General features: G+C 68.1%; 10 protein-coding genes. 8 read left to right on the top strand and 2 right to left on the bottom strand.

Annotated features, from left to right (window positions below):
• The first annotated feature begins 58 nt into the window (after positions 1-58).
• Positions 59-397 (top strand): EthD family reductase, encoded by a 339-nt coding sequence (locus SY91_RS29790; protein ID WP_023474585.1) that lies wholly within the window; start codon positions 59-61, stop codon positions 395-397.
• Positions 398-399: 2 nt separating this feature from the next.
• Here SY91_RS29790 and SY91_RS29795 read toward each other — a convergent pair whose 3' ends face one another.
• The gene (locus tag SY91_RS29795) at positions 400-1875 is read right to left on the bottom strand and encodes an HD domain-containing phosphohydrolase (protein ID WP_043886362.1); all 1476 of its coding nucleotides are present in this window, start codon (positions 1873-1875) and stop codon (positions 400-402) included.
• A gap of 292 nt (positions 1876-2167) precedes the next feature.
• On the opposite strand from SY91_RS29795, the gene SY91_RS29800 reads away from it, so the two are divergent.
• The gene (locus SY91_RS29800; RefSeq protein ID WP_023474587.1) at positions 2168-2743 is read left to right on the top strand and encodes a DUF308 domain-containing protein; all 576 of its coding nucleotides are present in this window, start codon (positions 2168-2170) and stop codon (positions 2741-2743) included.
• Positions 2744-2849: 106 nt separating this feature from the next.
• Here SY91_RS29800 and SY91_RS29805 read toward each other — a convergent pair whose 3' ends face one another.
• Positions 2850-4196 carry an MFS transporter gene (locus SY91_RS29805; RefSeq protein WP_023474588.1) on the bottom strand — a complete coding sequence of 449 codons (1347 nt, stop codon included), beginning with the start codon at positions 4194-4196 and terminating at the stop codon, positions 2850-2852.
• Between the two features lie 298 nt (positions 4197-4494).
• Between SY91_RS29805 and SY91_RS29810 the strand changes: the two genes are divergently transcribed.
• The 6 genes from SY91_RS29810 to tcuB all read left to right on the top strand — a co-directional run bounded on the left by SY91_RS29810 (position 4495) and on the right by tcuB (position 12598).
• The gene (locus tag SY91_RS29810; protein WP_124476496.1) at positions 4495-5532 is read left to right on the top strand and encodes a LacI family DNA-binding transcriptional regulator; all 1038 of its coding nucleotides are present in this window, start codon (positions 4495-4497) and stop codon (positions 5530-5532) included.
• 188 nt (positions 5533-5720) lie between these two features.
• Complete coding sequence (locus tag SY91_RS29815; protein ID WP_023474590.1) at positions 5721-7502, top strand: IlvD/Edd family dehydratase; 1782 nt, start codon at positions 5721-5723, stop codon at positions 7500-7502.
• 32 nt (positions 7503-7534) lie between these two features.
• Positions 7535-8716 (top strand): fumarylacetoacetate hydrolase family protein, encoded by a 1182-nt coding sequence (locus SY91_RS29820; RefSeq protein WP_023474591.1) that lies wholly within the window; start codon positions 7535-7537, stop codon positions 8714-8716.
• A gap of 270 nt (positions 8717-8986) precedes the next feature.
• Complete coding sequence (locus SY91_RS29825; protein WP_023474592.1) at positions 8987-9928, top strand: LysR substrate-binding domain-containing protein; 942 nt, start codon at positions 8987-8989, stop codon at positions 9926-9928.
• 74 nt (positions 9929-10002) lie between these two features.
• Positions 10003-11409 (top strand): FAD-dependent tricarballylate dehydrogenase TcuA, encoded by a 1407-nt coding sequence (gene tcuA / locus SY91_RS29830; protein ID WP_023474593.1) that lies wholly within the window; start codon positions 10003-10005, stop codon positions 11407-11409.
• Positions 11396-12598, top strand: a complete 1203-nt coding sequence (tcuB, locus tag SY91_RS29835) for a tricarballylate utilization 4Fe-4S protein TcuB (RefSeq protein WP_023474594.1) — start codon at positions 11396-11398, stop codon at positions 12596-12598. The genes tcuA and tcuB overlap by 14 nt, the downstream gene beginning before the upstream one ends.
• Positions 12599-12620 lie beyond the last annotated feature (22 nt).

Here is a 12620-nt window from a genome sequence, read left to right on the forward strand (position 1 = left end):
GCCAGTCGTCTCCCGTATCGACATTGGCCGCCGTAGCAGTCCGACCTGGAGGTCCTTCATGTTTTTCGTCGTTTCCTATCGCCGAGCCGCGGGTACGCGGTTCGATTCCCGTTACTACGTCGAGCAACACATTCCGCTGGTGGAAAAATCCTGGAAACCGTACGGACTCGAATACGTCGACGCTTTCTTCCCGGCACGTGAGGATAGCGAACTGATCGTCGTGGCGATGTGCCGCTTCAAGGACAGCTCGGCATTGGACGCCGCGTTCGCGTCCGCGGAGACGGCTCACGTCATGGCCGATATCGATGCGTTCACCGATATCGAACCCGATCGGCATATCGCGGACGTCTTCTCGCGCGTCCGCGCGCACACGCAAGCGGATCCGCGTCGTGGATAGCGTCACAGCAACCCCAGCGCCGACGCCTTGAGGGTCGCCGCGGCACGCGTCGAACATTCGAGCTTGCGGAACGCCTTCTCGACATGGGTTCGTACCGTGCTCGGACTCATCGCGAGCGCCTGCGCGACCTGCTTGTTGCTCGCGCCGCGGGAAATCGCCCGCAGGACGTCGATTTCCCGTGCGGACAGGCGCGGGCCAGCGGGCGACGGACGCGTGGCGGCGCGCCGGAGCACGGGCGCGCCACCCGTTACGAGCGCGGCGACCACTTCGCCGCACAACCGGCCGCACGCCGCTTCTTCCTGCAACTGGGCGGCGGCCGCCGCATCGCTCAGCGCCGCGCGCCACGGACGCGCCGAGCGCAACGCGACCCACGCCAGCGACGCCGCCAGCACACGCGCCTCCAGCGTCAGCGCCGCCTCGCGCGCGCCGCGAAAATAGCCCGAGCCGTCCAACCGTTCATAGGCATACGACGCAAGCACCGCGGCTTCGCCGAGCGCGCCGGTCTGCCTGCCGGCGCGCTCGGTCCAGTACGGCACGAGCCGCACCTTTTCCCACGCGCTCGCGGACAGCCGCGTCGCCAGATTCCACACGTCGTTCGGCACCGCGGCCCTGCCGATGCCATGAATCAGTCCGGCGCGGTACACGCGTTCGCGCGCCGCCGCGTCCGGCGAGAGACGGCCGTAACACGCGGCCGCCGTCACGGCGACCGAACGCGAAAAACCCGTCATCCACGGCAGTTTCAGATCGATGACGTCCGCAATCAATTCCGCGGACGTCGCGCCCTGCATGTCCGGTGTGGCCAATGCAGCGTCCAGGTCGGCAGGCGCCATGTGCTCGAGCGCCGCCAGCCAGCGCGGCGCCTCACGCGCAGCCGTCTCGACGAGCATGGCCGGGTAGCGTGACCCCGCGCGTTGCCCGATCAGTTCGACGGCCCGCTCGATGCCGTACGTGCGGCTGAACACGTCGAGGTCGCCCGCGAGCGCGACGATCGACACGGCGGGCGGCACCTGTTCGTGTGCGAGCCGGGCGGGCAGCCCGTTGCCGTCCCAGGTTTCGAAGATATGCCGCAGCGCGGTTTCCGTCGCGCTGGACAGACCGAGGATTCGCGCCACCTCGCCCGAGACTTCGCAATGGATTTGTGCAAGCGGGATCATTGCGGCGCCCGCGCCGCCGATCGCTTCGGCCATGCCGGGCCGGCTCTCGAGCATCGCGGCGCGGCTCGCGACGTCGTCGCCGAATACCTGCGCGAAACCCGCCGCGTTCGCTGTGCAGCCCGACCAGCGCAACAGCGCCACTTCGCACGCCGTGTCGCACACCGATCCGTCGAATCGTGCCGCGTGCGCGAGCCGTGACGCCAGCCAGCCGGTGCGCGGCGAATGGTCGGTCGGCTGGCCCATGCTGAGATCGCCGATGAAGGCCAGCGCGCGTACGGCGTCGACTATGCGCAGCGGGGCGTGAGGGGCTTGGGCGTCGGACATCGGGCGGGGCCGGGACGTTTGCAAGGATGGGAAAACGATCATACGCGACGGCGTCGCGGCGTGCACGAGCATGCGCGTCGGGGCTCGGGGTTCGCCGCGGCCGGCCCGGCGCGAAGTCCGCCGGCCTCGGTGCGGGCAACCGGAGGACGTCGCCATCGGACATCTGACCGATAGCGGCAAGGCCGGGCGATTGCGATACTCGGCGCACTGGAGATCCGGGCGGCACCGCATCCGCATGGCGGAAGCCCTGCATATCGGCCGGAACGACGACTCAATATATGAAGGAATGCAAATGGCTGACCGCTACCCCGAATTTCGTCCCCCTGCCGACGAACAATGGCTGAAACGGTACTACTTTTCCCGGGCGATATTCTCGCTGATCTGGGTCGCGCTGGCGTTTGCCGTCGGCCGGCAGAGCGCGGCCGGCGCGGCGGTCCTGCTGGTCGTCTATCCGGCCTGGGATGCGCTCGCCAATTTCGTCGACCTGTCCCGCAGCGGCGGGATGGCGGCAAACCGCACGCAGGCAGTCAATGTGGCGATCAGCGCTGTCACGACACTGGCGGTATTTCCGGCGTTGAATGCGGGCTTGCCCTCAGTACTCACGGTGTTCGGCGTGTGGGCGATTCTCTCCGGCGTGCTGCAGCTCGGCACCGCCGTGCGACGCTGGAAGCTTGCCGGCGCACAGTGGGTGATGATCCTGAGCGGTGCGCAATCGGCACTGGCCGGCCTGTTCTTCATCGTCCAACGCCATGCGCCGATGCCGCCCGCGATCGTCAAGATCGCGGGCTACGCGGGAGTCGGTGCGCTTTATTTCCTGATATCCGCGATTTGGCTGCAGGTGCGAGGGATGCGACGCAGCGTGTCGTGAGCGCCCGGATGCGACGCTGCCGTAGCAGGGTGTCGCGCCGGCCACTCGCCGCGTGGCGCATCCGTTGCGCAGGCCTCGCACCGCGACCTGACGTCGTGCGAATGCCCTACCGCTCCACCGGCGGCCGCAGGATGTCGCGCGGAATCGCCGCGATCAGCACGCAGCTGACCAGCAGGCACGCGCCCAGTGCGTAGGTCCCGTTGTTGATGTTGCCGGTCATCTGCTTGGCGACGCCGGTGATCATCGAGCCCGTGAAGCCGGACAGGTTACCCACCGAGTTGATCAGCGCAATGCCGGCGGCCGCGGCCGTGCCGGACAGGATCTGCCCCGGAAAGGTCCAGTAGATCGGCATCAGCGCGAGGATGCCGCACGTGGCGATGGTCAGGAATACGATCGACAGCGCCACGTTGTGCGCGAACGCCGCGCTCAGGATCAGGAAGACGCCGCCGATCAGCGCGGGAATCGCCGCATGCAGGCGTCGCTCGCCGGTCCTGCGCGAGTGCGACGCGTTCCACACCATCGCGAAGATCGCGGTCAGGTACGGAATGGCCGTCAGCACACCGATGTGCAGCGGGCTCTGCACGCCCGACGCGCGGATGATCGACGGCAGCCAGAACGCCAGCCCGTAGAAGCCGGTATTGAAGGTCAGCAGGATGAAGGTGAGCAGCCAGACGCGCGGGCTGCGCAGCGCGGCGCCGATGCTGTGCGACTTGTGCGCGGCCTCGGCTTCGAGGTTGCGCGACAGCACCGCCTTTTCGTCGGCGGACAGCCACTTCGCCGACTGCGGGCCGTCGCCCAGGCACGCCAGCACGATGAACGCCACCACGATCGACGGCAGCCCTTCGAGCAGCAGCATCCACTGCCAGCCGCTCATGCCCGACAAGCCGTGCGTCTGCTCCATCAGCCAGCCCGACAGCACGCTGCCGAGCGTCAGGCTCAGCGGGATCGCGACCAGGAAGCCCGACATCGCCACGCTCTGGCGCCGCGCGGGGAACCAGTAGTTCATGTACAGGATGACGCCCGGGAAAAACCCCGCTTCGCACAGCCCCAGCAGGAAGCGCAGCGTGTAGAACATCGTGGTCGTCTGCACGTGGAAGAACTGTGCGAGCGGCACGATGAACGCCATCGACGACGACACGATGCCCCACGTGATCATGATCCGTGCGATCCAGAAGCGCGCGCCGTAGCGGTGCAGCAACAGGTTGCTGGGCATCTCGAACAGGAAATAGCCCCAGAAGAAGATGCTGGCGCCGAGCGCATAGACGCCGTCGCTCAGGCTCAGGTCGTCGAGCATCTGCAGCTTGGCGAAGCCCACGTTGACGCGGTCCAGGTAGGCCACGACGTAGCAGAGCAGCAGCAACGGCAGGATGCGCCGCATGACCTTGCGATAAAGGGCGTCTTCGGACGAGTCGGCCGCGGCCGGTGCGGCAGCGGCCTGCGTAAGGGATGGCATCGGTCTGTCTCCTGTTTATGTCGATCTTTTTCGTACCGGCGAGTGCATTTGACGCATCGATGTTACCGATAACATCCGGTGGCAAAAAAAAGCCGGCGAGGCGACGGGAGCGATCAGCACGTTGATACCGGTAACAAAATCGAAGGTAGCACGTCGCAACAGACACGTACAAGTGTCGCCGGACGCGTGGTTTCCCTAGTACGACCCTCACCGCGACGGGCACGCCGCGACCGTGCCTGAACGATATGCCGCACCGGTATGATGTAGCCTTTCCGGCTCTCTCCCGATCGCGATTCCGATGCCCAGCCCCACCGCCGTCCGGCCCGCCGGGCCGCCCCGCATGTCCGACGTAGCGCGCCTCGCCGGCGTATCGAAGATGACGGTATCGCGCGTGCTCGCGGGCCACAGCGTGGCCGCCGAGACGCGTGCACGGGTCTGCGAGGCCATCGACCGGCTCGGCTACGTGGCGGATGCCGCCGCCGGCGCGCTGTCGTCGGGGCGCTCGGAATTCGTCGCGGTACTGGTGCCGTCGCTGTCGAGCTCCAACTTCTCGGACACCGTGCGCGGCCTGACCGATGCGCTCGAACCGCATGGCCTGCAACTGCTGCTCGGCGACACCGACTACGACCTCGAACGTGAAGAGCGGCTGGTCCGTTCGATGCTGCGGCACCAGCCGCGCTGCATCGCGCTGACGGGGTCGCAGCACACCGACGCGACGCGCAAGGTATTGGAGCGCTCCGCGATTCCCGTGGTCGAGATGTGGGACCTGCCCACGCGCCCGATCGATACTGCCGTGGGCTTCTCGAACGTGCGGGCCGCCCGTGCGATGGTGCGCCACCTGGCCGAGCGTGGGTATCGGCGCATCGGCTTTCTCGTCGGTGCGAGCGAACTCGATCGCCGCGGCCTCGATCGGCTCAAGGGCTACCAGGCGGAGATCAAGGCGCTGGGCCTGGGCGAACCGCGCGTCGTGCGGCTCGGCGAATCGCCGATCACGATGAGCCACGGCGGGCCGGCGATGGCGGCGCTGCTGGAGCGCTGGCCCGACACCGACGCGGTAATGTGCGTGAGCGACATGTCGGCGTTCGGCGCGATCATGGAATGTCACCGGCGCGGGCTGTCAGTGCCTGCCGACATCGCAGTGGCCGGCTTCGGGAACTTCGAAGTGGCGACCTGCTGCCACCCGACCATCACGACCGTGTCGGTCGACGCGTACGGCATCGGGCTGCGCACGGGCGAGGCGTTGCTGGCGGCGCTGCAAGCCCGTGACGGCGGCGAGCCGGCCGCATCGAAAAGCATCCGGATCGACTACACGATCATCGCGCGGGAAAGCGCCTGACGGGCCGACGGCCGGGCGCGCGCCGACGCGCGACGTGCGCGGCCTCGCATCGCCCCCCCTGGCCTGCATCTGCGCCACGCGCACACGAAATCCTTCCGCTACGCAAAAAACCCGTGCTAACATCCAATCGATGTTACCGGTACCATCCGGCACGCGAAATCAAGAAGGCCCTTCGGAGACAGCCTGCCATGTCACACACCCCTCGCCGTCTGCGCAGCCAGGAATGGTTCGACGATCCCGCGCACGCAGACATGACCGCGCTCTATGTCGAGCGCTTCATGAACTACGGGTTGACGCGCGAGGAACTGCAATCGGGCCGCCCCGTCATCGGCATCGCGCAGACGGGCAGCGACCTGGCGCCGTGCAACCGCCATCACATCGAGCTGGCCGAACGCACGAAGGCCGGCATCCGCGATGCGGGCGGCATTCCGATGGAGTTCCCCGTGCATCCGCTGGCCGAGCAAAGCCGCCGGCCCACCGCCGCGCTCGACCGCAACCTCGCGTACCTCGGGCTGGTGGAAGTGCTGCACGGCTTTCCATTGGACGGCGTGGTGCTGACGACCGGCTGCGACAAGACCACGCCGGCGTGCCTGATGGCGGCCGCCACCGTCGACCTGCCCGCGATCGTGCTGTCGGGCGGCCCGATGCTCGACGGCTGGCACGAGGGCAAGCGGGTCGGCTCGGGCACGGTGATCTGGCATGCGCGCAACCTGCTCGCCGCCGGCGAGATCGACTACGAAGGCTTCATGCAGCTGACCACGGCTTCGTCGCCGTCGATCGGCCACTGCAACACGATGGGCACCGCGCTGTCGATGAACAGCCTGGCCGAGGCGCTCGGCATGTCGTTGCCGGGCTGCGCGAGCATTCCCGCCGCCTACCGCGAGCGCGGCCAGATGGCTTACGCGACCGGCAAGCGCGCGGTCGAGCTCGTTCGCGAAGACCTGCGCCCGTCGACGATCATGACGCGCGCGGCGTTCGAGAATGCGATCGTCGTCGCGTCCGCGCTCGGCGCATCGACCAACTGCCCGCCGCACCTGATCGCGATTGCGCGCCACATGGGCGTCGAGCTGAGCCTGGAAGACTGGCAACGCTTCGGTGAAACCGTGCCGCTGCTCGTCAACTGCATGCCGGCCGGCGAATACCTCGGCGAAAGCTTCCACCGCGCCGGCGGCGTGCCCGCCGTGCTGCGCCAGCTCGATGCGGCGGGGCTGCTGCGGCGCGACTGCCTGACCGTGTCGGGCCGCGCGATCGGCGAGATCGCCGACACCGCGCAGGACGCCGACCGCGACGTGATCCGCACGCCCGACGCGCCGCTCAAGCATGGCGCCGGCTTCATGGTGCTGTCGGGCAACTTCTTCGACAGCGCCATCATGAAGATGTCGGTGGTGGGCGACGCGTTCCGCCGGACCTATCTTTCCGAGCCGGGCGCGGAGAACACTTTCGAAGCGCGCGCGATCGTGTTCGACGGCCCCGAGGACTACCACGCGCGCATCAACGATCCGGCGCTGAACATCGACGAGCGCTGCATCCTCGTGATCCGCGGCTGCGGCACGGTCGGCTACCCGGGCAGCTCGGAAGTCGTGAACATGGCGCCGCCGGCCGAGCTGGTGAAGCGCGGCGTGACGTCGCTGCCGTGCCTGGGCGACGGCCGCCAGAGCGGCACGTCGGCCAGCCCGTCGATCCTCAACGTGTCGCCGGAAGCCGCGATCGGCGGCGGCCTCGCGCTGCTGCGCACGAACGACCGCGTTCGCGTGGACCTGAATCGCCGCAGCGTCGACGTGCTCGTCGACGAGGACGAACTCGCGCGCCGCCGCGAGACCGCAAGCTTCACCGTGCCGCAGGCGCAAACGCCGTGGCAGGAACTCTATCGCCGCTTCGTCGGCCAGCTGTCCACCGGCGGCTGCCTCGAACCGGCCACGCTGTACCTGAAGGTGATCGAGCAGCGCGGCAACCCGCGCCATTCGCACTGACCCCACCGCCTCCGACTCTTGCCGAGCTGACCATGCGTACTCCTTCCGTTTCCGACTGCCTGCCGCACGACCTCGCCCACGCGCTGCTGATCGGCCGCGTCTGGCGGCACGACGGCGCCCACGCGGGCCCGAGCGTCGTCGCCGTGCGCGGCGGCGAAGTGTTCGACATCACGCGCACCGTGCCGACCACCGCGGACCTGTTCGACCGGCCCGACGCAGTCGCGCTCGCGCGCACCGCTGCCGGCGAATCGCTCGGCCGCGTCGAGCCGCTGCTGCAGGCGGCGCTCGACGGCACGCCGGGCGCCACGCACCTGCTCGCGCCGTGCGACGTGCAGGCCGTCAAGGCGTGCGGCGTGACCTTTGCGGTCAGCCTGATCGAGCGCGTGATCGAGGAACAGGCCGGCGGCGATCCGGCGAAAGCGCGGGAGGTACGCGATACGATCGCCGCGACCATCGGCACCGACCTGTCGAAGATCGTGCCCGGCTCGGAAGCCGCGCTGCGCCTGAAGGCGGAACTCGAGCGCCGCGGCGCGTGGTCGCAATACATGGAAGTCGGCATCGGCCCGGATGCCGAGGTGTTTTCCAAGGCGCAGCCGATGTCCGCGGTCGGCTTTGGCGCGGACGTCGGGCTGTTGCCCGTGTCGGTGTGGAACAACCCGGAACCGGAGATCGTGCTGGCGGTCGCCAGCGACGGCAGACCGGTGGGCGCGACGCTCGGCAACGACGTGAACCTGCGCGACATCGAAGGCCGCTCGGCGCTGCTGCTCGGCAAATGCAAGGACAACAACGGCTCGTGCGCGATCGGCCCGTTCGTGCGGCTGTTCGACGACGGCTTCACGCTCGACAGCGTGCGGGAATGCAGCGTGTCGCTGCGCGTCGAAGGCGCGGACGACGGCTTCGTGCTCGACGGCATCAGCCACATGCGCGAGATCAGCCGCGACCCGGCCGACCTCGTCGCGCAGACCTGCGGCGCGCATCACCAGTATCCGGACGGCTTCATGCTGTTCCTCGGCACGATGTTCTCGCCGATCCAGGATCGCGACGCGCCCGGCGGCGGCTTCACGCATCACCTGGGCGATCGCGTCACGATCTCCACGCCCGCGCTCGGCGCGCTCGTCAATACCGTGCGGCTTTGCACGGAGATCGCGCCGTGGACCTTCGGCGTGCGTGCGCTGTATGCGAATCTGGCCGCACGCGGGGTGCTTGCCGGATGAAAGCGGGAAACGCGGCGACATGACGCCCTGCGCGAACGACGTCGACGGACAGTAGGCGAAGCGGTGTGAAATGGGCGTTCGCGCCGGCATGCACGTAGCCGGCCTTCGCTGCGCGACCCGAACACTCGCCGAGCCGGAACGGCGCCGCCAGTCGATCCCGCCATCCCGAAGTCTTTCCGGCGGCGCTCCACGGCCTCGGCGGACGCGATTCGCCCCACCGATGCCTCGTCGGCTGCGACAATACCGCGGCTGAGTCAATTCGAGGTGTCGATGGAACTGAGGCAACTGCGCTATTTCGTCCGCGTCGTGGAACACGGCAGCATGGGCAAGGCCGCGTTGGAACTGGGCGTGGTGACGTCCGCCCTGAGCCAGCAGATCAGCCGGCTCGAGAGCGAGTTGTCCACGCGCCTGCTGCAACGCACCTCCACGGGCGTCGTGCCGACGGACGCCGGCCTTGCCTTCTGGAGACAGGCGCAACTCGCGTTGCGCCACGTCGACGATGCGGCGCTTGCCGCGCGTCAGGCGCGCCTGTCGGGACACGTCAGCGTCGGACTTGCGCCCAGTACGACCGGCGTACTCGGGCTCGCGTTCATGCAGGCGATGCGACAGCGCTATCCGGATGTCCGCTTGCGCATGGTCGAGAGCCTGTCGGGCTATCTGGGCGCGATGCTGAGTGCGCGCCAAATCGACCTGGCGATCCTGTTTCGTGAAGAACCCGCGCAGCGCTGGAGCGTGATGCCGTTGCTCGACGAACATCTGTTCGTGATCGGCGCCCCCGGCCTGCCGGGGATGCCCAACGGCCCGCACGTCCGTCTGGCGGACCTCGGCGCCATGCCGCTGATCCTGCCGAGCGGCCCGCATGGCCTTCGCGCCTTGCTGGATGCCGCATTCGCCCGCACCGGCTTCACCCCGCACATCGCCGCCGAAGTCGACGGCCTCGCGATGTTGATGGATGCGGTGCGCGGCGGGCTCGGGGCAACCATTCAACCGGGCGCGGCGCTTGCGCGGCTCGAGAACGCCACGCTTACGAGCGTCCCGGTCGCGGACGCCCACGCGACGCGGCCGAACGTGATCGCGAGCGTCTCCGACGACGAGTTGTCGCCCGCCGGGCTCGCCGCGCGGGTCGTCCTCGCCGACGTGGCGCGCGAGATCGTCGCGGCACGCGGGTGGCCCGGCGCCACGCTGCGCGAGCCGCCTCTTCACAAAAACTGAAGACGTGTTGCCGCTCCGCTGATGGCGGCACGCGAGGCCAATCCGTAGAGTGCGTCTCAAAGGAGACGACTCAGATGATCGATGTTCTCGTAATCGGCGGCGGCAACGCGGCGCTGTGCGCCGCATTGATGGCGCGCGAAGCCGGCGCGTCGGTGCTGCTGCTCGAAGCGGCGCCGCGCGAATGGCGCGGCGGAAATTCCCAGCACACCCGCAACCTGCGTTGCATGCACGACGGCCCGCAGGACGTGCTGGTCGGCGCCTATCCGGAAGAAGAGTACTGGCAGGACTTGCTGAAGGTCACGGGCGGCATCACGAACGAGGCGTTGGCCCGGCTCGCGATCCGCGCATCGGCGACCTGTCGCTCGTGGATGCGCGCACATGGCGTGCGGTTTCAGCCGCCGCTGTCCGGCGCACTGCACGTGGCGCGCACCAATGCATTCTTCATGGGCGGTGGCAAAGCGCTCGTGAACGCGTATTACCGCAGCGCCGAAGCGCTGGGCGTCCAGATTCGCTACGACACGCCCGTCGACGCCATCGAACTCGACGGCGAACGCTTCGTCGCCGCGCGTAGCGGAAACCGGCGCTTCGAGGCGCGCAGTTGCGTGCTCGCGGCGGGCGGCTTCGAATCCAACCGCGAATGGCTGCGCGACGCGTGGGGACAAAACGAGCGTGGCGAATGGCCCGCCGATAATTTCCTCATCCGCGGCACGCGGTTCAACCAGGGCGTCCTGCTCAAGGCGATGCTCGACGCCGGCGCGGATGCGATTGGCGACCCGTCGCAGTCGCATTGCGTCGCAATCGACGCGCGCGCGCCGCTCTACGACGGCGGCATCTGCACACGGATCGATTGCGTGTCGCTCGGTATCGTCGTCAACCGCGATGCGCAGCGCTTCTATGACGAAGGCGAAGACTTCTGGCCGAAGCGTTACGCGATCTGGGGCCGCCTCGTCGCGCAGCAGCCGGGGCAGACCGCCTACTCGATCATCGATGCCAAGGCCGTCGGACGCTTCATGCCACCGGTATTTCCGGGTGTCCGCGCCGATTCGTTGCCGGAGCTCGCGCGCGGGCTGAACCTGCCCGAACGAGCGTTCGTGGAAACGCTACGCGCGTACAACGCCGCATGCCGGGCAGGCACGTTCGATCACACGACGCTCGACGACTGTCGCACCGAAGGCGTCAGCCCCGCGAAAACCCACTGGGCACGCCCGATCGATACGCCGCCCTTCTTCGGCTACGCGCTGCGTCCCGGCATCACGTTCACGTATCTCGGGCTCAAGGTCAACGAGCGCGCGCAGGTTCACTTCGGCGGACGGCCGAGCGGCAACCTGTTCGTTGCCGGCGAGATGATGGCCGGCAACGTACTGGGCAAGGGTTACACGGCGGGCGTCGGGATGTCGATCGGCACCGCGTTCGGCCGTATCGCGGGCACCGAGGCGGCGAAGGCCGCGCAAACGACCGGAGTTGAACATGCACGATATTGAAGAACAAGTTCGCGACGCCCACGCGCTCACGCCCGCCGGCCGGCCGTCGACACGCGCGAGCGGCGCCGCCGTGATCCGCATCGTGCCCGTCACCGACCACGAAGCGGAAGTCGCGCGCCAGATGCAGATCTGCAATGCGTGCCGCTACTGCGAAGGATTTTGCGCGGTCTTTCCGGCGATGACGCGCCGGCTCGAGTTCGCGAAGGCGGACGTCAACTACCTGGCCAACCTGTGCCACAACTGCGGCGCGTGCTATCACGCCTGCCAATATGCGCCGCCGCACGAATTCGCGGTGAATGTGCCGAAGGCGATGGCGCAGGTCCGGCTCGATACGTATGTCGAATATGCGTGGCCCGCCGCGCTGGGCAAGCTCTACCGGCGCAACGGCCTGACCGTCGCGCTCGCGCTCGCGATCGGGCTGGCGCTTTTCCTGATGCTCGGCGTCGCGATGCACGGCTCGCTGCTGAATGGTCCGTCGGGCGGCCGTTTCTATGCGGTCTTTCCGCACAACCTGCTCGCCGCAGTGTTCGGCTCGGTGTTCGGGCTCGCCATTCTCGCGCTCGGGGTGGGCGTGACGCGTTTCTGGCGCGACGTGTCGTCGGGCACGGCAAGCATGCCGGCGGTTGCCGAGGCGGCGAAGCACGCGCTCGCGCTCACCTATCTCGACGGCGGCCACGGTGACGGCTGCAACGAATCGGACGATGCGTTCACGCTCGCGCGGCGCCGGTTTCATCACTTCACGTTCTACGGCTTCATGCTGTGCTTTGCCGCCACGCTCGTGGCGACCGTCTATCACTACGCGCTGGACCTGCACGCGCCGTACGCGTTCCTGAGCCTGCCCGTGCTGCTCGGCACGGCCGGCGGAATCGGTCTGCTGATCGGTCCTGCTGGCCTCTTGTGGCTCAACCTGCGGCGCGACCCCGCGCGGACCGATCCGGCACAACGCCCGATGGACCGCGGCTTCATCGCGCTGCTGATGCTCGTGAGCGCGTCGGGACTGGCGCTGCTCGCGTGGCGCGACAGCAGCGCGATGGCGACCTTGCTCGCCGTTCATCTCGGCATCGTGATGGCGCTGTTCGCCACGTTGCCGTACGGAAAATTCGCGCACGGAATCTTTCGCTGCGCGGCGCTGCTCAAGTCGTCGATCGAAAAGCGCCAGGCCGACCGCCTGCAACTCGGCTCGGACTGAATCGGGCCAATCGAAGCGGTCC

The organism is Burkholderia cenocepacia, from assembly GCF_014211915.1.
Taxonomy (GTDB): domain Bacteria; phylum Pseudomonadota; class Gammaproteobacteria; order Burkholderiales; family Burkholderiaceae; genus Burkholderia; species Burkholderia orbicola.

Excerpts from the sequence above, each read along its gene's own strand:
- SY91_RS29815 (WP_023474590.1), top strand. The coding sequence starts at position 5,721 with ATGTCACACACCCCTCGCCGTCTGCGCAGCCAGGAATGGTTCGACGAT.
- SY91_RS29810 (WP_124476496.1), top strand. The coding sequence starts at position 4,495 with ATGCCCAGCCCCACCGCCGTCCGGCCCGCCGGGCCGCCCCGCATGTCC.
- SY91_RS29825 (WP_023474592.1), top strand. The coding sequence starts at position 8,987 with ATGGAACTGAGGCAACTGCGCTATTTCGTCCGCGTCGTGGAACACGGC.
- SY91_RS29820 (WP_023474591.1), top strand. The coding sequence starts at position 7,535 with ATGCGTACTCCTTCCGTTTCCGACTGCCTGCCGCACGACCTCGCCCAC.
- tcuB (WP_023474594.1), top strand. The coding sequence starts at position 11,396 with ATGCACGATATTGAAGAACAAGTTCGCGACGCCCACGCGCTCACGCCC.
- SY91_RS29790 (WP_023474585.1), top strand. The coding sequence starts at position 59 with ATGTTTTTCGTCGTTTCCTATCGCCGAGCCGCGGGTACGCGGTTCGAT.
- SY91_RS29800 (WP_023474587.1), top strand. The coding sequence starts at position 2,168 with ATGGCTGACCGCTACCCCGAATTTCGTCCCCCTGCCGACGAACAATGG.
- SY91_RS29795 (WP_043886362.1), bottom strand. The coding sequence starts at position 1,875 with ATGTCCGACGCCCAAGCCCCTCACGCCCCGCTGCGCATAGTCGACGCC.
- SY91_RS29805 (WP_023474588.1), bottom strand. The coding sequence starts at position 4,196 with ATGCCATCCCTTACGCAGGCCGCTGCCGCACCGGCCGCGGCCGACTCG.
- tcuA (WP_023474593.1), top strand. The coding sequence starts at position 10,003 with ATGATCGATGTTCTCGTAATCGGCGGCGGCAACGCGGCGCTGTGCGCC.